General features: G+C 33.1%; 18 protein-coding genes and 1 riboswitch. Of the genes, 3 read left to right on the top strand and 15 right to left on the bottom strand.

The window, feature by feature from the left end; translation table 11 throughout:
* Positions 1 to 70: 70 nt before the first annotated feature.
* From LNP27_RS02045 to LNP27_RS02080, 8 genes are all read right to left on the bottom strand, one after another.
* Entirely contained in the window at positions 71 to 772 is a 702-nt protein-coding gene (locus LNP27_RS02045) for a phosphoadenylyl-sulfate reductase (protein WP_229942862.1), read from the bottom strand.
* A 14-nt stretch (positions 773 to 786) separates the two neighbouring features.
* Positions 787 to 1,689 carry a sulfite exporter TauE/SafE family protein gene (locus LNP27_RS02050; RefSeq protein WP_229942863.1) on the bottom strand — a complete coding sequence of 301 codons (903 nt, stop codon included), beginning with the start codon at positions 1,687 to 1,689 and terminating at the stop codon, positions 787 to 789.
* A 107-nt stretch (positions 1,690 to 1,796) separates the two neighbouring features.
* On the bottom strand, positions 1,797 to 2,207 hold the full coding sequence (locus LNP27_RS02055) for an RrF2 family transcriptional regulator (protein WP_229942864.1): 411 nt from the start codon (positions 2,205 to 2,207) through the stop codon (positions 1,797 to 1,799).
* 130 nt (positions 2,208 to 2,337) lie between these two features.
* On the bottom strand, positions 2,338 to 3,510 hold the full coding sequence (locus tag LNP27_RS02060; protein ID WP_229942865.1) for a trans-sulfuration enzyme family protein: 1,173 nt from the start codon (positions 3,508 to 3,510) through the stop codon (positions 2,338 to 2,340).
* Positions 3,511 to 3,582: 72 nt separating this feature from the next.
* The gene (locus LNP27_RS02065) at positions 3,583 to 4,017 is read right to left on the bottom strand and encodes an OsmC family protein (RefSeq protein ID WP_229942866.1); all 435 of its coding nucleotides are present in this window, start codon (positions 4,015 to 4,017) and stop codon (positions 3,583 to 3,585) included.
* A 119-nt stretch (positions 4,018 to 4,136) separates the two neighbouring features.
* Complete coding sequence (gene thrA, locus LNP27_RS02070; RefSeq protein WP_229942867.1) at positions 4,137 to 7,523, bottom strand: bifunctional aspartate kinase/homoserine dehydrogenase I; 3,387 nt, start codon at positions 7,521 to 7,523, stop codon at positions 4,137 to 4,139.
* Between the two features lie 78 nt (positions 7,524 to 7,601).
* Positions 7,602 to 7,709: riboswitch (SAM riboswitch) on the bottom strand.
* Between the two features lie 220 nt (positions 7,710 to 7,929).
* On the bottom strand, positions 7,930 to 8,139 hold the full coding sequence (locus LNP27_RS02075; RefSeq protein ID WP_229942868.1) for a hypothetical protein: 210 nt from the start codon (positions 8,137 to 8,139) through the stop codon (positions 7,930 to 7,932).
* A gap of 503 nt (positions 8,140 to 8,642) precedes the next feature.
* The gene (locus tag LNP27_RS02080; protein WP_229942869.1) at positions 8,643 to 9,935 is read right to left on the bottom strand and encodes an O-acetylhomoserine aminocarboxypropyltransferase/cysteine synthase family protein; all 1,293 of its coding nucleotides are present in this window, start codon (positions 9,933 to 9,935) and stop codon (positions 8,643 to 8,645) included.
* Positions 9,936 to 10,484: 549 nt separating this feature from the next.
* Between LNP27_RS02080 and metK the strand changes: the two genes are divergently transcribed.
* A complete protein-coding gene (metK, locus tag LNP27_RS02085; protein ID WP_229942870.1) occupies positions 10,485 to 11,735 on the top strand; it encodes a methionine adenosyltransferase in 1,251 nt (416 codons plus the stop codon).
* A gap of 177 nt (positions 11,736 to 11,912) precedes the next feature.
* On the opposite strand, the gene LNP27_RS02090 is transcribed toward metK, so the two are convergent.
* The 3 genes from LNP27_RS02090 to LNP27_RS02100 all read right to left on the bottom strand — a co-directional run bounded on the left by LNP27_RS02090 (position 11,913) and on the right by LNP27_RS02100 (position 16,162).
* Positions 11,913 to 12,395 (bottom strand): porin family protein, encoded by a 483-nt coding sequence (locus LNP27_RS02090; RefSeq protein ID WP_229942871.1) that lies wholly within the window; start codon positions 12,393 to 12,395, stop codon positions 11,913 to 11,915.
* A gap of 119 nt (positions 12,396 to 12,514) precedes the next feature.
* Positions 12,515 to 15,217, bottom strand: coding sequence for a carboxypeptidase-like regulatory domain-containing protein (locus LNP27_RS02095; protein ID WP_229942872.1), 2,703 nt, complete (start codon positions 15,215 to 15,217; stop codon positions 12,515 to 12,517).
* Between the two features lie 54 nt (positions 15,218 to 15,271).
* Positions 15,272 to 16,162 carry a GLPGLI family protein gene (locus LNP27_RS02100; RefSeq protein ID WP_229942873.1) on the bottom strand — a complete coding sequence of 297 codons (891 nt, stop codon included), beginning with the start codon at positions 16,160 to 16,162 and terminating at the stop codon, positions 15,272 to 15,274.
* A 111-nt stretch (positions 16,163 to 16,273) separates the two neighbouring features.
* Here LNP27_RS02100 and LNP27_RS02105 point away from each other — a divergent pair, with 111 nt between their 5' ends.
* On the top strand, positions 16,274 to 17,065 hold the full coding sequence (locus LNP27_RS02105; protein WP_229942874.1) for a hypothetical protein: 792 nt from the start codon (positions 16,274 to 16,276) through the stop codon (positions 17,063 to 17,065).
* Positions 17,065 to 17,679 (top strand): deoxynucleoside kinase, encoded by a 615-nt coding sequence (locus LNP27_RS02110; RefSeq protein WP_229942875.1) that lies wholly within the window; start codon positions 17,065 to 17,067, stop codon positions 17,677 to 17,679. The genes LNP27_RS02105 and LNP27_RS02110 overlap by 1 nt, the downstream gene beginning before the upstream one ends.
* 154 nt (positions 17,680 to 17,833) lie before the next feature.
* On the opposite strand, the gene LNP27_RS02115 is transcribed toward LNP27_RS02110, so the two are convergent.
* From LNP27_RS02115 to LNP27_RS02130, 4 genes are all read right to left on the bottom strand, one after another.
* Positions 17,834 to 20,191 carry a sodium-translocating pyrophosphatase gene (locus LNP27_RS02115; RefSeq protein ID WP_229942876.1) on the bottom strand — a complete coding sequence of 786 codons (2,358 nt, stop codon included), beginning with the start codon at positions 20,189 to 20,191 and terminating at the stop codon, positions 17,834 to 17,836.
* Between the two features lie 109 nt (positions 20,192 to 20,300).
* Positions 20,301 to 20,831 (bottom strand): inorganic diphosphatase, encoded by a 531-nt coding sequence (locus LNP27_RS02120; RefSeq protein ID WP_229942877.1) that lies wholly within the window; start codon positions 20,829 to 20,831, stop codon positions 20,301 to 20,303.
* Positions 20,832 to 20,941: 110 nt separating this feature from the next.
* A complete protein-coding gene (locus LNP27_RS02125) occupies positions 20,942 to 21,544 on the bottom strand; it encodes a DNA-3-methyladenine glycosylase family protein (RefSeq protein WP_229942878.1) in 603 nt (200 codons plus the stop codon).
* A 98-nt stretch (positions 21,545 to 21,642) separates the two neighbouring features.
* On the bottom strand, positions 21,643 to 24,129 hold the full coding sequence (locus tag LNP27_RS02130; protein WP_229942879.1) for a DUF5686 and carboxypeptidase-like regulatory domain-containing protein: 2,487 nt from the start codon (positions 24,127 to 24,129) through the stop codon (positions 21,643 to 21,645).
* Between the last annotated feature and the right edge of the window lie 26 nt (positions 24,130 to 24,155).

Raw genomic sequence — 24,155 nt, forward strand, 5'->3', positions numbered from 1 at the left:
CTTTGTTTATTTGATTGTTCGTTTATTTGTCTATTCGTCAAAACGATTAAACAAATAAACAGTTAAACTATTATTTTTGGTGCAAACCACATTCTTTATGGCTCGCTTCCCATGACCATCTTCCAGCTCTTATATCTTCTCCTTCTACTATCGCTCTGGTGCAAGGTGCACATCCAATACTTACAAATCCTTTTTTATGCAATGCATTTTGAGGCACATTATTTTTTTCTAAATATTCCTCCACTTCTTTCAAACTCCACTTTAACAACGGATTGAATTTGATAATGTCAAAATGAGCATCATATTCAAAAAAGGCTAATTCACTTCTGTTTTCTGATTGTTCCGCTCTTAAACCCGTAATCCAAATCGAGTTCCCTTTTAAAGCTTTGGTCAACGGAGCCACTTTCCTAATAAAACAACATTCCTTTCTGTTCTCTACCGATTCATAGAAGCTGTTTGGTCCTTTAGTATTCAATAATTCTTCAACCGCTGCAGCTTCGGGAAAATAGCTTTTAATGTCTATTTTATACTTTTTGATCGTTTTATGAAAAACATCATAGGTTTCCTGAAACATTCGACCTGTATCTAAAGTAAAAATATTGATTAGCAACTCCTTCTTTGCAATAAGCGCAGTAATCACTTGGTCTTCCTGTCCAAAAGAAGTTGAAAAAACCACTTTGTCCTTATATTCATTTGCCAAAAAAGAAAAAGTTTCTTCGATGGTGAAATCTTTTGTTTTTTCTAATAAAGTATTGGTTATTGCTATGCTCATAATTTCGTTTCTCTTTATAATAATTTAGACAGTGTTTTTAAACTGAGAATAATAATCAATATCCCTACTACAATCATCATTGGTTTTCTTTTGATTTTATTTACCAAAAGCGCTGCAATTGGTGCTGCAATTACTCCTCCTAAAATCAATCCTATAATTACCTGCCATCCGTGAATTCCTCCAAAAAGCATGAAAGTGATTCCGCTGGCAAAAGAAACTGCAAACTCCGCTGCATTCACTGAACCAATAGTATAGCGAGGATTTCTTCCTCTACCTAGCAATGTTGAAGTTACAATTGGCCCCCATCCACCTCCACCTACAGCATCCATAAATCCTCCAAAAGAAGCCAAAATATTGAGACGCTTGGTTTTCTTTTTCAAAATATTCTTTTGCATTGATTTCCTGATAATCAAACAAGCCAAAACAATCATATAAACCGCAATAAAGGGCTTTATTACTTCACCATCAATCACATCCGAAAGCAAATAAGCTCCCGTAATTGACCCTAAAACACCTGGAATCACTAAGTGTTTCACTAATTTTTTATTAATATTCCCAAAATGATGGTGCGAAATTGCCGATGCCCCAGTAGTAAACATTTCGGCTACATGTACTCCGGTACTGCTGATTACAGGAGGAATTCCATAAGCCAATAAAAACGAAGTTGAAGTCGCTCCATATCCCATTCCCAAAGTACCATCAACTAATTGTGCAAAAACACCAATGGCAAAAAATACCAAAAACTCTTGATTAAAACCCGAAACAAAACCGTCCCATGTAAACTCAGCATGATGGCTATAAACCAAAGTACAAATTAAGCCAATCAACAAAACTATAGGCACAACTACCCATAAGCGTTCTTTGAAAGTAACTTCCTGTTTTACCGCAATACTATCTCCATCTAATTCTGAATTCATCTTCAATTATTTTTTATTAAATCTATTACCCCATCGACTTAATAGATTAAAAGGCAAAAGTAATACTTTAAATTAAATTTCAAATTTTTTTTTAAATAATTTGTAGATTAAAAAGCAATATCTGCGAGCGTGTTATTCTCCAGTATCATCAAGGTATTGTCTCGTACTTCGGTCATTAGTTTTCGCACCGCACAACTAACTTCATCACTACAGTCGTCACATTTCTCATAGAAATTATGACTGGCACAAGGCAAAAGTGCTATCGGACCTTCAAGAATACGATAAACATGAGCCATATTAATATCTTTTGGCTCCTTAATTAGGTAATAACCGCCTCCTTTTCCTTTCTTGGCACCTAAAAAACCTGAATTACGCAATAGTAACAAAATACTTTCTAAAAATTTCAACGAAATATTTTCACTCTTTGCTATCTCAGCAATCTGAACTGGCGTGTTATCTTCTTGCCGAGCCAAAAAGGTCAAAGCCTTTATGCCATATTTTGTTTTTTTGGAAAGCATAATTAACGTTTTTTGAATTAAGAAAGGTAATTAATGATTTTTGACTAAAAAAAATCTATAATTGTTTTGAATTCGAACACCAAATCTACAATCTTTTTTATCGAGAACCATAAAATCTAAAATCTAAAATTTAAGACAATGCTTGCTCTAAGTCAGCTATTACATCTTTTACCGTTTCTAATCCCACAGAAACACGTACTAAACCATCTGTAATACTTACTGCTAGACGCTCTTCAACAGATAATTTACTGTGTGTTGTTGATGCTGGATGCGTAACAATTGTTCTAGTATCTCCTAAATTAGGGGATAACGAACATAATCTTATTTTATCAATAAATATTCTTCCTGCTTCTAGTCCGCCTTTGATTTCAAATGCTACAATATTACCTCCTAAAATCATTTGCTTTTTGGCAATTTCATGTTGCGGATGAGATTTCAAAAAAGGGTATTTTACCTGATTTACATTAGGATGTTTTTCTAAAAACTCTGCTACTTTAAGTGCATTATCACAATGTTTCTCTACGCGAACGGCCAAAGTTTCTAAACTTTTTGACAATACCCAAGCATTAAATGGGGATAATGCAGGACCTGTAAGTCGGGAAAACAAATAAATCTCTTTGATTAAATCAGCATTCCCAACGGTTACTCCTCCTAATACTCTTCCTTGTCCATCAATTAATTTAGTAGCAGAATGCACCACTAAATGTGCCCCCCATTTTATAGGTTGTTGAATATAAGGTGTTGCAAAACAGTTATCAATTATCAAAATCAGATTGTGCTTTTTTGCAATAGCACCTAATAACTCCAAATCAATAATATCAACCGCTGGATTAGTAGGCGATTCAGCAAACAGAATCTTTGTATTTGGCTTTATAAAACTCTCAATAGTTTCCGGTTTATTAATATCAAAATAAGAAGTTTCAATATTCCATTTGGGAAAATATTTCATAAAAAGAGAATGTGTAGCCCCAAAAACACTACTTGCAGACACTATATGATCTCCTGATTGCAGCAAAGCTCCAAAAGTAGAATATACCGCTGCCATGCCTGATGCAAAAGCAAAACCAGCCTCAGCACCTTCCATATTACAAACTTTATCTACAAATTCGTTCGTATTTGGATTGCTATATCGGCTATAAATATTTCGTTCTTTTTCCTCAGCAAAAGAGGCACGCATATCTTCTGCATCTTCAAAAATAAAACTGGATGTTAAATATAAAGGAACCGAATGTTCTAAATATTGAGTTCTTTCTAATTGACTTCGTATTGCTTGGGTTTCAAACCCAAATTCTTGTTCGTTCATTTTATCAAGCTTTTGGCCATTGGCTCAAAGCGTTTAGCTAAGCAACAATGGCATATTGAATTGTTTTTTTCTTTAAATCTTTACTAACTCCACACCATTCAGAATCACTTTATAATGAATGGTTGCTGTTGGCTCTAATGTTTTAGAAACCGAACAATATTTATCAAAAGATAATTGTGCTGCTTTTGCTGCTTTTTCTTCATTGATATTTCCTTCTAGAGAAAAAACCACATAAATATCCTTAAATGGTTTTGCTTCTCCTACTTGAACTCTCTCTCCATCAACCTCAGCTTTAAAAGAAGTGATTTCCTGACGTTGCTTTTTCAAAATTGAAATCATATCAATACCGCTGCAACCAGCAACTCCCATTAACACTAATTCCATAGGACTTGGTCCCATATCATTACCTCCAAATTCTGGCCGGCTATCTACATTTACTATGTGTCCACGTTCGTTTTTTAATTCGAAATGGAAGTTATCGTTTAATCTGTTTAATGTTACTTTCATAATTTTATTTTATATGAACGTTGATCCTAATTTTCTGAACGCGGATTACGCAGATTAAAAAACGATTTCAACGAATTTTTTATTTTATCATTCTGAATACTCAAAAACTGATTACTTTTCTATCCTTTATCCGACAATCTTAAAATATCTCCAAAAACTCCTCTCGCAGTAACCGCTGATCCAGCCCCTGCTCCTTGAATTACAATTGGTCTATCTCCATAAGACTCCGTATAAATTTCGAAGAAAGAATCAGATCCTTTTAATCCACCTAAAGCGGTATCCGAAGGTACGGAAACTAATTTTACTTCTAATATTCCTTTATCATGTTGCAAATCACCTGACAATTCACCTATGTATCTCAATACATGATTTGGTTTTTGATCTGCCTTTATTTTATCATAAATAGGATCAAACTCTTTTAGTTTATTTAAAAAATCTGCAACATCTCCTTCACGTAAATGTTCCGGAATAAGATTTTGAATTGCAATTTCTTCAAATTCATTTTGCAAATCTAACTCTCTTGCTAAAATCAATAATTTTCTACCTACATCATTCCCACATAAATCTTCTCTTGGATCTGGTTCTGTATAACCATTGTCAATGGCTTCTTTCAAAATTTCACTAAAAGGGACATCCTTAGCAGAGAAATTATTGAATAAATAACTCAAAGTCCCGGAGAAAACACCTTTGATTTTGGTGATATTTTCACCTGAAAGATGTAATAATTTTATAGTATCAATCAATGGCAATCCAGCTCCAACATTAGTTTCATACAAATAATTTTTCTGGTTGTCAGCTAAAGATTTTCTTAAGTCTTTGTAAAATCCGTAACTCAAAGTATTTGCTACTTTATTAGAAGAAATTAAATCGAAACTGTTTTCAACTAATGGGATGTAATTTTCAACAAACGCAGCACTTGCGGTGTTGTCTATAGCAATTAAATTCTCTAAGTGATGTTCATTTGCGTAAGCAATGACATCTTCAAAAGAATATGATATTCCATTGTTTTCAATTTCATTTTTCCAATTTGATGTAACACCATTTTTATTTAAAAGGATTTTTTTAGAATTGGCAATTGCAAAGACATTTAGTTTGATATGTTTTCTTTCATCAATAGCTTCAGCCGATTCTAAAATTTGATTAATAAGTGTTCCGCCCACTAATCCATGTCCAAAAACAGCAATATTAATTTTCTTTGAAACACCAAAAATCTCACCATGAATAACATTTAACGCTTTATAAAGTTCAGTTTTTTTAACGACCAAACTCACGTTTTTTCCTGTTACTGTATTATTAAAAAGAATTGGAACAATTTTATTCTTTATTAAAGCGGTGTATGGTTTATGAAAAGTACTTAAATCTTGACCAATGATTGAAATCACAGAAACATTATCCGTTACCGTAATTTTATTTACATCTTTAGAATAGAAATCATTTTCAAACTCCTTCTCTAATTGAATCATTGCTTTTGTCGCTTTATCAGCAGCAACCACAAGACCAATTCCTCTTTCGGAGGAACCTTGCGAAATGATACTTACACTAATATCATTATCACCCATTACTCTAAAAATTCGGGCATCAACACCGGTTTTTCCAAGTAATCCGCGTCCTTCCAGATTAACCAAAGCCACATTTTCTAATACTGAAAGTGTTTTAATTCCTGCTCCATTCGCATTTGAAGTGATTAATGTTCCTTCATTCTCGTGATTAAAAGTATTTAATATACGAAGTGGAATATTTTTCTCCAGCAAAGGAATTATGGTTTTCGCATGTAAAATCGTAGCTCCAAAATTGGCTAATTCATTTGCTTCGTTAAAAGTTAGATGATCAATTTTTTTAGCGTCAGGAACTAAATCAGGGTTAGCCGTGTAGATTCCGTCCACATGCGTGAAGTTTTGTAATTCTTCAGCATTAATGAAGTTCGCTATTAAAGATGCCGTATAATTACTTCCGTTTCTACCCAAAGTAGTAGTTTCGTGTTTAGCATTAGCGCCAATAAATCCTGTAATTACTAAAACAGCATTTTTATTATCATTAAAGATCTGGATAACATTCTTTTTAGATAGTACATCTAAAGGTTGTGCATCTCCAAAATTTGAGTCAGTCACAATTAAATCACGAGTATCCGCTAATTTTGCCAAAATCCCTCTTTCATTTAGCAAATACACTAATAGTTTAGCCGAAATAACTTCGCCTTGTGCTAAAATTTGGTCTTGAATTTTTGCGCTATAATCGCCAATTAAACTTACACCTTCAAAAAGCTTGTCTAATTTATCAAATTCTATAGAAAAATCAACTGCATCAAAACCATCTTTTTGATAGTCTTTAAAACTTTCTAAAAGTGGTTTGTAATTTCCGTTCTTAACCGCAATGGTAAGAATATCATCCAGTTCATCCGTTGCTTTTCCTCTTGCTGAAACTACAACCGCAATCTTTTGTTCTTGCTTTATTTTACTCTCAATAATATTCAAAACTGTATTAATCCCCTCGCCGTTAGCTAAAGATTTTCCGCCAAATTTTAGTATTTTCATCTGTTTTTTATTTTTGAAGACCACTTCTAATAAATTGTCTAATTGTTCATATTCCATCAAGAAAGCATCATGCCCATGTTGGGAGTCAATCTCACTATAGAATACATTATTTTTAAATTTTTTAATTTCGTTGTACGTTTCTTTATTCTCTTTTGCCGTAAAAAACAAATCCGAATTGATTCCTACAATGTAAATATTAGCTTCAACTTTAGAAATAAGTGATTCTAAAGACTCCTGATTACGAGTAATATCAATCGTCTTTAAAAGTTGGTTCATCATCTTATAAGCTGACAACTGAAACCTTTTTTCTAATTTTTCTCCATGATAATTCAACCAACTCTCCACTTGAAAAGTTTCTAGTTGTACATTAATATCTCTATTAAATTTCTCTTTGAAAGATTCTGGAGTTCGATAGCACATCATAGCGTGGATGCGTGCGTCTTCAATAGGTTTTTTAGAATTATTCAGGATTTTCTCTTGCAAATAACAATTGGCGATCAGCCAGTCTGTAGCTTTCCAATCCGTTGCAATAGGAATAAAATTTTGAGCTAATTTAGGTTCTAAAGCCAAAATTTCCCAACCAATTCCTCCACCTACAGAGCCGCCAATAAGCGCAAATAAATGATCAATCTTTAATATTCGAAGTCCTTCCAGAAAAATTTTAGCGATATCTCTTGCGATAAAATCTCTGTAATTCTCGATAGTAGCCGAATTAAAACCATTCCCTGGCACATCAAATGCAACGATGGTATATTTTCTAGTATCAATGGTTTTATCAATTCCTACAATATCATTCCACCAACCAGATTCACCTATTACTTGTGAGTTACCAGTCAAGGCATGATTGATTAAAATTATGGGAGCGGTATGCAAAGGCGCACCAAAAACCTGATAACTTAAGTTTAGGGTAGCATAAAAAGCACCATTATGTGTGGTGAAATTTGTAAGGGTAATGTGTGTTGGTTTATTTTCCAATTTGCAAATCTTTTATGATTTTTGATTTGTGCTGGAAATATTAGAAAGAAAGCTAGGAGTTATCTAGACAAATTCTTAGTGTTATCTTTCCACGATGAGCGTGGTAGAATGCAGCACCTTCTTCGATAAATCGAAGGGTTGCTAAGGCTTCATCGGGTCTAATCCCTCTGCCTTTCTTTATAACATTTCAATACGTTTATGAACTTAATGGCACAAATTAACTACTATTAAATTAAAAAAACAAATTTTTATTAAGATAGATTTCTAAGTGTCACTGCATAAAAAAAGAAACGTACTTCTGTAATTCTGACTAAGCTATAAAAATGAATTAATTCTTATTCTTTATCAAAACTATGCACGTACGTTTCTTTCTAAATTTACAACGCGGAAATTCAATTCCGAATTATTAAAGGAAAAGGGGCTCATTCTCTTTTGAATACATTAGAAAAAGTAATGAATTGACCACTTTCTTTTGTGTCGTCACATCATGTTCTGATACTTCGAATCTCGGGTGAATTAATTCATTTATAAAATCATTCCCCTTTTTTGTTTTACTTCTGAAATTAATACTTTTTAATGACTGAAATGCTCTTGCAAAATACTTAGTTGCGCTCATAATTTACTTCTATTTAGGTTTTAATAATTATTCATTGTTATACTTACTCTTTTAAATCTATTCAAAAAAAACAAAACCCCTTTTAGATTGTTATCCAAAAGAGGTTTAAGTCATTATACACTTATACTTTTTGGAATCAACAGACAACAAGACACATAATAGTATTGACAAAAATCTTGTTTTGGACTGTTGTTTTAATTGTTATATGTTTATTAAGGTTGTTCATCTTTATTAGGGAACCGATTTAAAAATTTATTTTGATCCTCATTCTTCAAAAAAAAAAAGCTTCCAGTTATCTGGGAAGCTTTTACTATAATTTAATTATAAAATTATACAATAAGCTACCCACAGGAATTATCCTGAGCGACCTTAAACGTGAAATTAATTTTATGTTCCATTTTTGTTTTTTTGACAAATTCAAAGATGCTAATTATTTTTTAAATATCCTAGTAAAGTTAAGACTTTTAACGCTTTACTAAGATATTTTATTTTTTACCTTTAGCTTAAACTAGTTCAGACTCTTTTATTGTTTCAAAAACTGACTTCAAATCTGCTATCAAATCTTGAATATCCTCTAAACCTACAGAAAGCCTAATTAAATCCTGAGGAACTCCCGCAGCAATTTGCTCCACTTCAGATAATTGTTGATGCGTAGTACTTGCTGGATGGATAATCAATGATTTTGTATCCCCAATATTAGCCAGAAGAGAGAACAACTTCGTTTCATCAGCTACTTTTTTAGCAGCTTCAAACCCACCTTTTAATCCAAAAGTCACCACTCCACTTTGTCCTTTTGGTAAATACTCTTGTCCTAAAGCATAATATTTACTCGATTTTAATCCTGGATAATTTACCCAAGCTACTTCTTCCTGACTTTCTAACCATTGGGCTAGCTTCAAAGCATTTTCGCTGTGTCTTGTAATTCGAATTGGTAACGTTTCTAATCCTTGTATGATTTGGAACGCGTTTAACGGACTCAAAGCTGCACCAAAGTCACGCAATCCTTCGATACGTACTTTAGCTATAAAAGCAGCTCTTCCTAATGCTTCATGATAAACTAAGCCGTGATAACCCGCAGAAGGCTCCGTAAATTCAGGAAATTTTCCATTACTCCAATCAAAATTTCCTGCATCAATAATTACACCTCCAAGCGAAGTTCCATTTCCAGTGATATATTTCGTCAAGGAATGAACTACAATATCCGCTCCGTGTTGAATTGGATTCAACAAATAAGGTGATGCAACGGTGTTATCGACAATAAATGGCACTTTAGCTGCTTTAGCTTCATTTGAAATCGCTTTCAAATCCAATACATCTAATTTTGGATTCCCTAAAGATTCTACAAAAAAAGCTCTTGTATTATCTTGAACTGCATTTTTAAAATTAGATGGATCAGATGGATCTACAAATGTGGTCTTAATACCTAATCGAGGTAATGTAACATTGAATAGATTATAGGTTCCTCCATACAAACTATTTGAAGCCACAAGGTGATCCCCAGCTTTTAGTAATACTAATAAGGCTGTTGCAATTGCAGCAGTTCCTGATGCAGTAACTACTGCTCCAATCCCACCTTCTAAAGTAGCTAAACGTTGTTCTAAAATATCATTTGTAGGATTGTTTAATCTAGTGTAAATAAACCCTGGCTCTGCAAGAGAAAACACATTCGCCGCATGCTCTGAATTATTAAAAACATAAGAACTAGTTTGATAAATAGGTACAGCTCTTGTTCCAGCGGTTTTGGTTACGTCATGTCCTGCGTGTAATGCGTTTGTTTCAAATTTTTGTGTGCTCATAATTTTTAGATTTTTAATACTGTGGTTAGTATTGTTGTTAATAGTTAATTTTTAATTTTTAATTATTGTTTGATATTGATTTTATCCCATAAAAAAACCTCTACGGCTAGCAGAGGTTTTGATTATATATTTTAGATTTAAAACTATACAATAGCAAGCTCTGCGGAAGACTCCGGCATCATATAACACATATTGATAATAGTAAATTTCATTTTTTCTTTATTTTACATTGCAAATTTGCATACTATTTTTGAATTAACCAAATAAAAATCAATTTATTTTTTTTAGTCTATAGATTAAGTAGGATATGTTAAATTTGGGTATTTTAAATTAAAATCACGAAAGATTAATTTACAATTCAAAATGGTTTCATACATTTGTACCCGAATACAAGAGGAAAAATTTGAACTGATTGCAACCTCTTCATAATGAAACAAATTCATTGTGGATGCTGAAAATTTTCAGTAGAAAAAATGCTAAAGCAGAAACTCTCCTTTAGCCCTTTTCAGCAATTATTTTTTCTCGTTTAATTTTTAAAAAATAATTATTATGGCCTATTTATTTACGTCAGAATCTGTAAGCGAGGGACATCCAGACAAAGTTGCAGATCAAATTTCAGATGCATTAATCGATAATTTTTTAGCATTTGATGCTGATTCAAAAGTGGCGTGTGAAACTTTAGTAACTACTGGTCAAGTAATCCTAGCTGGTGAAGTAAAATCAAACACTTATTTAGACGTTCAACAAATCGCTCGTGATGTAATCAGAAAAATTGGTTATACCAAAAGCGAATACATGTTTGAAGCCAATTCTTGCGGAATACTTTCTGCTATTCACGAACAATCTGCTGACATTAATCAAGGTGTTGACAGAGCAAATCCTGAAGAACAAGGTGCGGGTGACCAAGGAATGATGTTTGGTTATGCCACTAATGAAACGGAGAACTTAATGCCTTTGGCGCTTGATTTATCTCATAAATTATTGCAAGAATTAGCAATTTTGCGACGTGAAAATAACGAAATCACTTATTTGCGTCCTGACGCAAAATCGCAAGTAACTCTTGAATATAGCAATGACAATAAACCAACTCGTATTGATGCGATTGTAATCTCCACACAACATGATGATTTTGACGAAGAAGCTACTATGCTTGCTAAAATTAAAAAAGATATTGTTGACATATTGATTCCAAGAATTATTGCTAAAAATCCTGCTCACGCACATTTATTCAATGACAAAATCCAATACCATATCAATCCTACTGGAAAATTCGTAATTGGAGGACCACACGGAGATACTGGACTTACCGGAAGAAAAATTATCGTTGACACTTATGGAGGAAAAGGTGCTCACGGTGGTGGTGCTTTCTCTGGAAAAGATCCAAGTAAAGTAGATAGAAGTGCGGCTTATGCGACACGTCATATCGCTAAAAACTTAGTTGCTGCCGGTATTGCTGATGAGATTTTAGTTCAAGTTTCTTACGCTATTGGTGTAGCAAAACCAATGGGTATTTTTATCGATACGTACGGTACATCAAAAGTAAACTTGACAAATGGTGAAATCGCTAAAAAAGTAGAAGCTATTTTTGATATGCGCCCTTATTTTATTGAGCAACGTTTGAAATTAAGAAATCCAATCTATAGCGAAACTGCTGCGTACGGGCACATGGGTCGTACACCAGAAACAGTTACAAAAACATTTACTGCTCCAGGTGGTTTAACAAAAAAAGTTGAAGTAGAATTATTCACATGGGAAAAATTAGACTTTGTTGAGCAAGTTAAAACTGCTTTTGGAATATAATTAATCATTCCTACTTTGTTTTTTTTGAGACTAAAAAAGGAAAAAATACTATTTTATACAGAACCGCAATTCATTTGAATTGCGGTTTTTTTTTATTCAAAAAAAGAAAGGTCTACAAATAAATAAAGCCGCCATTTCTATTGAAACGACGGCTTTTCTATTTATAAAAATTTGAATTTACAGTTTATATGTAATTCCTATTTTACCTCCATTATTTACAGTTCCTCCACCGAGTTGCAAATTAACTCCAAAATTTTCAGTAAAAAAGTAACGACCTCCTACTTGTAATCCTAATCCAAAATTATCAGTATTACCAGTGTATCCAGCATCTTTTGACCAACTGTAATAATTCAAGTTTGCTCCTGCGTAGAAATCCCACTCACTAGGAATATTTAGTATTTCATTAAAATGGTAATTCCCATTCGCTTGAATTCCTAAAATGTTGTTTTTATAACCAGCTGTACTGTATGACTGATAAGATAACTCACCTCCAACAGTGAAGTTTTCTGCCACTCCAAAGTCAAGACCTACATAAACTGGCGTTCCCCAACTTGAGGTTCCAAATCCAGCGTTCAATTGAATTCCTCCTTCTTCTAACGGAGCTTGTGCATTTGCAAAACTAAAAGCGAACACAGCTAATAAAAGAGCGATTTTTTTCATGATAAAATGTTTTAAATTAAATTAACTCAATTTCAATATAAGTGAAATTAAAAAGTCAAAAATAGTATTTTACTATTGAATAAATGTTGATTTAAAGTAAAAAATTAGCCAACGCACTTTTACAAATTATATTTTAATGAGAAGATTATATACCTCGCCTGCACCGTATATTGTGAGGTTCGTGTAGCAAATTGACTAAAACTATCGTCATTTAACGACCTTGTATTCAAAAGATTGGTCCCGCTAACTTTGTATTCTAACTTGCTTCCTTTTTTTTGATAAATCAAACTTGCTGTCAAGAAATCGTACTCATTATCAACCGTTTTAGTATTGTTATAATAATGATAAAATTCATATTCAGTTACAAATGAAAAACTTTTCAAGAAGAAATAATCCAATTTTGCAAAAGGTTTCTCCGTGTAAAAAGTAGTGTTATTGTAGTCGTTTTTAACAATGTTATACCCTAATTCAATATTAGGCAAGTTTTTATAATTTGTAGAAGCTTTCAAAGTATAGCTTTGCGTAAAACTCTCGTTTGTTGAAAAAATATTGTTTTGGATATTATTGAACTTTGACCAATTCAAATTAGCACCTAACGAAGCTTTGTAATTCTTCAAGAACGAGCGTCCATAAGATCCGTTACCAGATAAAGTTTCATCAGCAAAATCAGAATTAAAAGGGGATGAAGTTTGATTTACACCATTAAAAATAGCTCTCGTTTTTATAGCATCCACTCTTTTAGAATAGGTAGCAAAAGCAGTAATATTTTCAAAATTGAACATATTGTATTTAAAATAACGCAATGAATGCACTTGTGAAGTAGCATTTTCTAAAAATCGATTTCCTTTTGTCAAACTGTTATAATTAGAAAATACAAATCCTTCAGTCAATTGATTGATATCCGTAAAACTGTTAGTATAAGAGAAATTATACGTTAATGTTTCTGCTTTTTTAATTTGATAAATAGCCAAAAAGTCTGGTAATGCCCTAAAGAAATTTTGACTATTACTAGTTGCTAACTGTTCATTAGTCATACTGTAACTATGCAGACTAACTCCTGGTGTAAAAGTAAACTTACCTGTTAAAATTTTATAATGCAATCCTAAAAATGTATCATTAAAATTATAATTCACATCATTTTTATTGGCAGCATCATTTAAATTATTAACTGCTTCATTGTCTAAAATTTGATAAATGCTAGAATTAAAATTTTGATGTGAGTAGGTATTTCCTAAAGTTACATTAATATTACTTTTATTCGTCACCATATAATAGTAATCGAGTTTAGCATCAATCTTATTCGTTTTCACAAAACGATTTTGATTGATGTTATTCCTATTCTGTCCTGAAATATAATCAGCTAAGTTGAAAGGTTGCGATTTTAAATTAGCATTATAAAAAGGATTTTCCTCTTGGTACAAATGCTGCATTTCAAATGCAAAAATATTCTTATCGCTCTGTGTGTAGTACAAACTCAGGTTTTGATTAACAGAAATTGGATCTTGTTTTTTTGACGTATTAATATTTTCAGTAGCAGAGTTTCCTCCTACAATAGATTCTCTTAACAATGAATTATTCTCGTCTTGCTTGGATAACTTAGTCAAAATATCATAATCAAATTGAAATCTTGTCGTTGGCTTATAACTAGAACTCAATTTGAATAATCCCAAGTTACTTTTTTGATTGGCAATTTCCTGACGATTTTCAGTAGAGAGAATCGCAGAAGAATTAGGTTGCAGAATATTAGTTTGTGATTTTGTTTCCAAATCAGTTAAAGAAGAAGATATTATTCCGAAACCACTAAGCGACCATGCTTTATTTACATTATAAGAGAAATTAGTTGCCCCAAATTTTGTCTCGATTTCTTTAGCACGGTTGTTTCTTAAAAGCGAAATTCCTAAATCATTAGACGAAACATTAAAACTAGATCCGCCTTTTTGCCCCACTCCTCTAAAACCACCCGTAAATTTAAAATAGTCTTGAACTGTCAATGGTAATTCACCAATATTATTAAAATTAGTGATTAGATTGAGACTGTATCTTGGGTTATAATAAAATAGTTTTGGATTAATTAAATACCTACTTTCCTTGTGCGCTACTCCAATTCCTGCAGTCATATCACCAAACCAGAAGTTTTTCTTTCCTGATTTCAGTTTAATATTCATCGCAAGATTATCTTGGTTGTTTTCAACTCCTTTTAGCGCACCTATTTCGCTGTAATTTCTAAGAACTTGAATTTTATCAATGGCATCTGCTGGAATATTTTTTACTCCTAGTTTTGTATCGCCATCAAAGAAATCTTTGCCTTCTACCATCAGTTTCTGGACTTTTTTCCCTTCTACTTCTATTTCTCCATCAGCATTAACCTCAACTCCTGGTAATTTTTTTAGGATATCTTCTAGTTTTCGTTCTGTTCCTGATTTGAAAGAATCAGCATTATAAACTATTGTATCTCCTTTTATCGAGACTGGCATTTCTCTTACAATTTCAACACCTTCCAGTTCGATTCCACCTTCTTCCATGGCAATATTCTTAGTAGTATTTTCTAAACCAGTAGTAAAGTCAAGCTCTTTATTCTGCATTCCTAAAAAACTAATTTTAAGACTATAAGCTGTATTTGGTTTCAACGTCAGCGAATACTTCCCCTTGTCATTTGTTATAGCATAGGAATCCATTGCTTTAGTAGCTTTATTAATAGCCATTACATTAGCCATTTCCAGCCCACTTGATTTGGAATCAGTAATAACACCATCTAATTTAATAGATTGAGCAAAGGAAATTGAAGTGATAAAAAACAAGAAAAAAAGTATTGATGCTTTCATTTGCAAATCGTAGGAGTAAATTATTTAATAGTTTATAAATAGATGTCTTATTTTTTAACCACCAATTCTAAATCCACCATTTCCACGACCTTGTCCTTGATTCATTTGTCTAAATTCTTCCATCTTTTTTATGACAGTTTCATCAAACTCTTTTTGAGTTATTACTTTGCCTTTTGAAGGAGCTTTAATCACCGCTTTTTCCTTTGGATTCATAACTACTTTCGAACACAAAATAATAGTTTTACCATCATTTACTTCCAATATCAAACCAGGTAATCCCCAATAATTTTCAGGACCTTGGTTTACTGGAATTTCAGGAGTGTACCAAGCCGTAATAGTAGTTTCTTTAGGCATTTCTAGACTATCTAATAAGTTAGTTTTCTTAGCTGCGTCAGTTGGTTTAACCGCTTTATCATCTTCTTTTTTTGGTGCTAAATTTCTAAAATCAGTTTTGTTGACTGGTACAATTGCAGTTGCTTTGAAGCAGTTATATCCACCAATTACTCTAGTCTCGCCTTCCATTTTCCATTTAAGATTAGGCAACGAGTCTTTTACTAAAAATTCTTTTCCCATAAAATCCTTATCTACAGTATACGACTTTTCTTTTACATTTTTATAAAAAGTTCCGCCACCACCAGTCATAGAAGACATCATCATTCTCATCCCATTACCTCCTTGACTTGGGCTATCTAATTTTTCTTGTTCTTTGTATATAGAAGCAGATTTATCAAAATTAAGAATGAATGTTTTTTCAAACATACTTTTCATACCTTCCTCTATCCTTTTTTGCATATCAGGAGTCATATTCTTGTTCCCTTCCATACGTTTTTTAAAATCAGCAGTGCTCGTTTTAGTTTCATAAACGGCCATTCCCTGAAATTCTTGAGCCTGAATTCCAAGACAAAAAGTGAACATCAAAATTGTTGTGAAAAATATTTTATACATACTATTGGTTTTTAATAAATTAGACTGAACAACATCATAATTGTTACAAGTTGTTTGTTAAAAAAGTAAGACAGTTGTATTCGTTCATGGTTTAATTGTAATTTCGCTTTTATGAAGAATTTTTTAACAATACTCTTTATCGCTTTGTTCCAAATTGCTGATAGTCAAAATCGCGATTTATCTGTAGTTAAATTGGGTACACTATCTTTTGATAGTGATCAATTTTTAGGATATGACGCTTTTGGTTTTTATTATACTATAAAGAACAATGTATTCTCTAAAATTAGCTCTCGTGAGGTTTTAGAATATAAAAATGTATCACTAGGTAAAATTACTAAAACCGACCTACGGAACCCGTTAAAGATTGTTTTATTTTACGAAAATTTTAATTCTATTATTTTATTAGACAATAAGTTAAACGAGATAAGGAATGTCAATTTTTCTGAAAACAGTATTCCTTTAATTGCTACAGCCGTTGGGTTATCATCACAAAATCAGTTGTGGATTTACAACAGTATGAATCAACAATTGGGACTATATGATTATATAAAAAATGAATACAAAGCGATAACTGTTCCATTTACTGATACAATAAAATACTATACTTCAGATTTCAATCACTTTCAATGGATTGATGTAAAAAATAACTGGTACTCGTGTGATATTTTTGGAAAAATAACTTTTAAAGGACTTATTCCCGACTTTGATTTACTCGAAATCTGTTCTGAGAATCAGTATATTTATTTAAAATCAGGCACTTTGATGCTGCAAGACTTAGAAAAAGATAAAAACTATGAAATAAAAATTTCAGAAAAAACGTTTGTAAAATTCTATTACAAGGACCAAATTTTATCTATTTTTACAAAAGAAGTAATTACAAATTATAAAATCGTAACACCATAATGCACATAGCAATAGCAGGAAATATAGGATCTGGAAAAACAACTTTAACCCGTTTACTAGCAAAACATTTCAAATGGGAACCCCATTTTGAGGATGTGGTTGACAATCCTTACTTAGATGATTTTTATCATCAAATGGAACGTTGGTCTTTTAATTTGCAAATTTATTTCTTGAATAGTCGTTTTCGTCAAGTGATGCAAATTCGCGAAAGCGGCAAGAAAATAGTACAAGACCGAACTATTTATGAGGATGCTCATATTTTTGCGCCTAACCTTTATGCAATGGGCTTGATGACCAATCGTGACTTCCAGAATTATTCTTCTCTGTTTGAACTAATGGAATCTACAGTTAAAGCTCCTGATTTACTTATTTATTTAAGAAGCTCTATTCCTAATTTAGTGGGACAAATACACAAGCGCGGACGTGAATATGAAAATTCTATTTCGATCGAATATTTAAGCCGTTTGAACGAAAGATACGAAGGTTGGATTCAGACGTATGACAAAGGAAAATTAATGATTATCGATGTAGATAACATCAATTTTGTAGACAGCCAGGAAGATTTAGGAAATATCATCAATAGAATTGACGCAGAATTAAACGGATTGTTTTAAATCTTTTCTGCGGCCCTCTAGTTGCTTTGTTCTTTGCAAAGTCAGTGAGAGAATGTAACTACATTTACAGAAATGCTAAATATAAAAATGCCCCACTACTAATTTTTAGAGTGAGGCATTTTTTTATCAACCTTTGTCAAAAGTAATTTCTACTTTATTTCAAAGCATCAATTTTAGCTTGAACTTCTTCATCAGTTCCTTCGAATTTCTGAACGTCTTCCTTGCCGTTTATAACCGTTTTGACTGTTGCGGTTACTTTACCATCAATATTTGATTTTTCGATAGAAACCTCTTTAGAACTGATTTCAGTCGCAACACGTTCTTCAGTTATCGTATGACTTCCTTCTCCTAAAATGGGAGCAATTACTAATCCAATTAAACAAGTTAACTTAATCAAGATATTCATAGATGGTCCAGAAGTATCTTTAAATGGATCACCAACAGTATCACCAGTTACCGCCGCTTTATGCGCATCCGAACCTTTATACGTCATTTCACCATTAATCATAACTCCCGCTTCAAAAGATTTTTTAGCATTATCCCAAGCGCCACCGGCATTGTTTTGAAAAACAGCCCAAAGTACTCCTGAAACAGTAACTCCTGCCATATAACCACCTAACATTTCAGCAATTAATTGGTTATTATCACCATAAACTAATTTGCCAAGCAATACAATCGCAATAGGAAAACCAATTGTTAAAACTCCTGGTAGCATCATTTCGCGCAAAGCGGCTTTAGTAGAAATATCAACACATTTCGCATATTCTGGTTTTCCAGTTCCCTCCATAATTCCTGGAATCTCTCTGAACTGACGGCGTACTTCATAAACCATATCCATAGCAGCTTTTCCAACAGAATTCATAGCCAAAGCCGAGAAAACTACCGGTATCATTCCACCCACAAACAACATGGCCAAAACAGGTGCTTTAAAAATATTGATTCCGTCAATTCCTGTAAAAGTAACATAAGCTGCAAATAAAGCTAGTGAAGTTAATGCTGCCGAAGCAATTGCAAATCCTTTTCCAGTTGCTGCAGTTGTATTACCAACTGAATCCAAAATATCAGTTCTAGTACGAACTTCTTTTGGCAGTTCACTCATCTCAGCAATTCCACCAGCGTTATCTGATATTGGCCCAAACGCATCAATTGCCAATTGCATGGCCGTAGTTGCCATCATCGCTGAAGCTGCCAAAGCCACACCATAAAATCCTGCAAATGCATACGAAGTCCAGATTGCTGCAGCAAATAATAAAACCGTCGGAAAAGTCGATATCATTCCTGTTGCCAAACCTGCAATAACATTGGTTCCCGCACCAGTTGATGATTTTTGTACAATAGCCATAACAGGTTTTGTACCCAATCCCGTGTAATATTCCGTAACAGATGAGATTACGGCTCCAACTACTAATCCAACTATTGTTGCATAGAAAACACGCATGGATGAAATTTCTCTAGTACCTTCGCCAAAGAAATCCATTTTCATTGCAGTTGGTAACATATACTGAACCAAGAAAAAACAAGCTATAGCAGTTAATATAATAGAAACCCAATTTCCAATGTTTAACGCTTTTTGAACCTGCGCTTCTTTAGCATTTTCATCTGTGATTTTCACTAACATTGTTCCTATAATCGAGAATAAAATTCCAAAACCAGCAATCGCCATTGGCAATAAAATAGGTCCAATTCCGCCAAAAGCATCTTGAATATTTCCTCCCATATCTTTAATAACATAATTCCCAAGAACCATCGCTGCTAATACTGTTGCTACATACGAACCAAATAAATCGGCACCCATTCCGGCAACATCGCCCACATTATCTCCTACGTTATCTGCAATTGTAGCAGGATTACGAGGATCATCTTCAGGAATTCCAGCTTCTACTTTACCCACTAGATCCGCACCAACATCGGCAGCTTTAGTATAAATACCACCACCAACTCTAGCAAACAAAGCAATAGATTCAGCTCCTAGCGAAAAACCGGCTAAAGTTTCTAAAACAATAGTCATATCTTCAGTAGAAGTCCAAACGCCATTCATAAAAAAGTGAAAGAAGAATATAAAGAAAGTCGTTAGTCCTAAAACAGCTAAACCGGCAACTCCTAATCCCATAACTGTTCCACCACCAAAAGAAACTTTTAGTGCCTGTGGCAAACTAGTACGAGCGGCTTGAGTTGTTCTAACATTTGTTTTTGTTGCTATTTTCATCCCCATATTCCCAGCCAAAGCAGAAAAAAATGCACCAAAAATAAAAGCAACAACTATTAATATATGCGTAGTAGGAACAATAAACGAAATACCAGCTAAAACGACACTAGCTCCTATTACAAAAAAAGTTAACAATCTGTATTCTGCTTTTAGGAAAGCCAATGCTCCCTCGTAAATGTAATCTGAAATCTCTTTCATCTTACCATCTCCGGGATCTTGTTTTAAAACCCAAGATCTTTTGGCAAACATAAATGCTAGTCCAATAAATGCCATAGCAATTGGCAGGTAAATCATTATTGTATTCATAACTGTGGTTTGGTTTTTGGTTAAATTAATAATGTAACTTAACGAAAATAAACAAAAAAGCAATACTCTTAACGGAGTATTGCTTTTTTTATAAAAATTATGAAATTATTTATCTAATGCTAAATAACCCTTCTGGCTTGTTTTCAATTTGATTGAAACGCTCTGTACATTTTTTTATGATATCATAAGCTTCAGTAACATCTCCCCAACCACCTACATCTACGCTTTTGTTTTCAAGATCTTTATACACTTGGAAAAAGTGCTCAATTTCTTTTAATAAATGCGGATTCATGTCTGATAAATCATTCAATGAGTTCCAAATTGGATCTGAAACTGGCACGCAAATTACTTTTTCATCTGGTCCTTTATCATCCGCCATATGGAAAACACCAATTGGTTTAACTTCCATAACACATCCTGGAAAAGTAGGCTCGTTTACTAATACCAATACATCTAATGGATCACCATCTAAAGCTAATGTTTCAGGAATAAATCCGTAATCAGCTGGATACATCATGGAAGAGAACAACATTCTATCAAAACGCATTCTTTTTATTTCAAAATCATATTCGTATTTATTTCTACTTCCTCTAGGTATTTCGATTAAAACATCGAACGTAGTTATTTTATCTGCAGTCATCTTAATTATTTCTTTTTCTATATTTATGGGTGCAAAAGTAAGGAATTTATATATTTTTTACAATAAAATTATTTCTGCACTATATTGCTTATATTTCATGAGATCGCAGTTTAGTAAACTACCCTCCTATTTCGTTTTTTCAAATAATAATGCCATAAAAGATAGGTTGCATACGAACGATAAGGGCTCCATTTTTGAGCATATCTACCCATAGTATCCTTATCATGAATACCTATTAATTCTTTAATCGTATTTACCACTGCAATATCACCTAATGGCAATAAATCTGGTGCTTGGAGACAAAACATTAAATATATATCTATCGTCCAGTTTCCTATTCCCTTGACTTTTATTAGTTCATCACGAACTTCTTGTGCGCTTTTGAATGGCAAACTTTCTAAATCAAGTTCTTTATTTAAAAGAGCTTTCGCCAAAGCTTTTATATAAGACGTTTTTTGACGGCTTACCCCAAAGGCTCTATAATCCTCATCTGACACGTGAAGTAAAGTTTCTGGATTTATATCTTTCTGACTCGCTTTTATTTTCAAAAAAGTGGCTTTGGCAGAATCTATCGAAACTTGTTGTTCTAAAATCAGCAAAACTAAAGTCTCAAATCCTTGTGGTCTAAACGGAATAGCTGGAAGCCCATATTGCTCAATGATTGTCTTGAAAATGCTATCTTTTCCCGAGATATAATCAAATGCTTCTTGCATACTCTATTTTTTTTAGCCCGGATAGAAGCGGCATCCCACGCTGTATTGCGAGGAACTAAGCAATACAGTGTGGATATAGCGGAAAGCCGGATTAGCTCCTAGAAATTAAACCCAAACGACGCTTTTACAGTAAATTTATTCGTGTCCGGAGTGTTTAGATAATTACCTCGCCAAGCAAAATCGACACGGAATAATTTAAAAATATTTCCAATTCCAGCGCTGTACTCCCAATATCCTTTTTCAGGTGCATTGTAGGTCAAACCAGAAGCGTTAATGGCTCTATTTTCATCAGAAATACTGCCGTAAACTCCTTTTACAGCTACGATTTCTCTCCAATTCAATTTTCGCATGAATGGAATTCTAGAGAAAAGTCGACCACCAAAATTATGATTCCACTGCAAAGTAGCATACTCATCTGATACAAATTCATAGTAATTTAAGTTACTAAATGTGTTTTCGATAGTAAAAAAAGTTTGATTACCTGGAATAACACTCATCAATCCTAAAGGAACTGTACCAAAAGTTTTTCCGACTTCCATAATAATATTAGAACGGCCTAATGGGCCAATAATTATAGGTTGCTTGTAATACAATTGTAGTTTATCATACTGGAAATCACTATTTAGTAAACCTTTAAAACCGTGGCTGTAATTTACAAAAAAGCGACTGTAAGGACTGTCCACAATTTCACGCTCTACTGCATATCCAATGGTTCTTCTCTTCGGAGCGTATTCGACCTGAAAACTAACTTCAGATTGTTTGACGTCACTTTTAACAACATTATTGGCAATATCAGTGAAGTAATCCAAACTAAAAGTTGGGGAAGCCGATTCCAGGGTTCGGTATGAAAATCCGGTTTGAAAAGTTAAGTTTTTCACGGGCTCCATTTCTATCGCCACATTGCTTAAATTAATATTGGTCAATTTCCCATTATTACCTGAAGCAAAAACAGAAGACGAAGCGCCACTTCGACCTAAAACATCATAAGTTGTAGTTAAGCTAGCACCAATTTGCTCGATATCCCGCCTGTTACCTCCAGAAATTATCAACCTGTTTTTCTTATCGACCATCCATTTTCCAGATAAACCGTACTTGAACTTATCATCTTTGAAACCATAAGCAGTATAACCTTGTATACGCCAAGTATCATTGGTTCCAAAATATGTTCTTCCGCCCGTTCGCAATCTCGCACCTTCGACCTCATTATAACCAAATGTGGAGAAAATAGGACCATAATCAAAATTCCCAAAAGGCAAATAGCCACTAGCGACAATTTGAACAGAACTATATATTTGTTTAAACTTTTTAACGGTTTGCAACGTATCAAGCATTTTATAAACACCTAGCTCGTCTTTATTCAGATTTTCAAAGCGATTTTCTTCCCAGTATTCGTCTGATTTATTATATACTTCTGCATCTTTATAATTAACCTCATCCTTATAAAAAGCAACTGGCTTTTCATTGTTGAATTTATGATCTCTAAAATAGGTAGTTCGTTTCCCGTAAATCCCTTTTGACTTTTCTTTTTTGTTTAAAGCAAAGTCAGACATTAGATAATCCTTAGTTAAAAGGAAAACCGAATCGCTTACTACGTCAAATTCTTGCTCTAGGTAAATATCCTTTACCCAGTTAATATTAGCGCTTTTAGTAACGGCCATATTGATTTTCTTGATAGCAAATGTGGAATCATTCACCCAAAAATCACCTTTAAAAGTCAATTCGTTTTTACGTCTTGGATAAAAAACAATATTGTAACACCATTTTTTATCAATGTACGCACTGTCTCTCAACACATAATTGTAAACGTCAATCCCAGTTTTAGAAAGTGGACTTGTAAAACTTTTGTCAAAAAAAGTTAAGTAGTTATTATAAATATTGTAATCAGAATACAAATCTTTTACAAAATTCAAAATTTGTTGGTTTCCATTAAAACCAGATGTTTTACTCGCTTTAAGTTTCTCTTTTAATTTCTTTAATTTGATATCACCATACACATCAGACAAAGCCTCATTTACAAAAATGGGCAAATAGGTTTTCCCTGTAATTTTTGACGTATCCATTTGGTTAAAGATAAACTCCATTCCCTTAAAAAGTTTATTTTTCATAAAAGCACTATCAATCGAATTCATGTCAAATTCTATTTTTTCATACTTTTCCATCTCATACTGATTAAACATGTACAATCCGTTTTGACGTTTTTTCTCCCAAATTTTTCGAAGAATATCAAGTGCAGGATTGTTTTTTTTAGACGTTTTCCCAGTAAAAACAACTACTTCGTTTAAGCTCTCTTGTTCATTGAGTTGAATTTTCATGTTGTAATTTACCGCTTTCTGTAAAGTGATTTCTTTTTCAGAAAACCCAACCGAAGAAATTAGTAATACGGTATACGTTTTTGCAGATTCAAGATAAAACGCTCCATCTTCGTTAGCTACAATTCCTTGGCTCGAATTCTTGAAAACTATATTTGCAAAGGGAATAGGTTGATTAGATTTATCTAAAATCACTCCACTAACTTTTGTTTGTGCAAAAATAGCGCTTGCAGAAACAAACAAAAAAACCAACAAAAACAAAAAATTCTTTTTCATAATAATTCAAAAAAAAACTTCATCAA

It is taken from the genome of Flavobacterium galactosidilyticum, from assembly GCF_020911945.1.
Lineage (GTDB): Bacteria > Bacteroidota > Bacteroidia > Flavobacteriales > Flavobacteriaceae > Flavobacterium > Flavobacterium galactosidilyticum.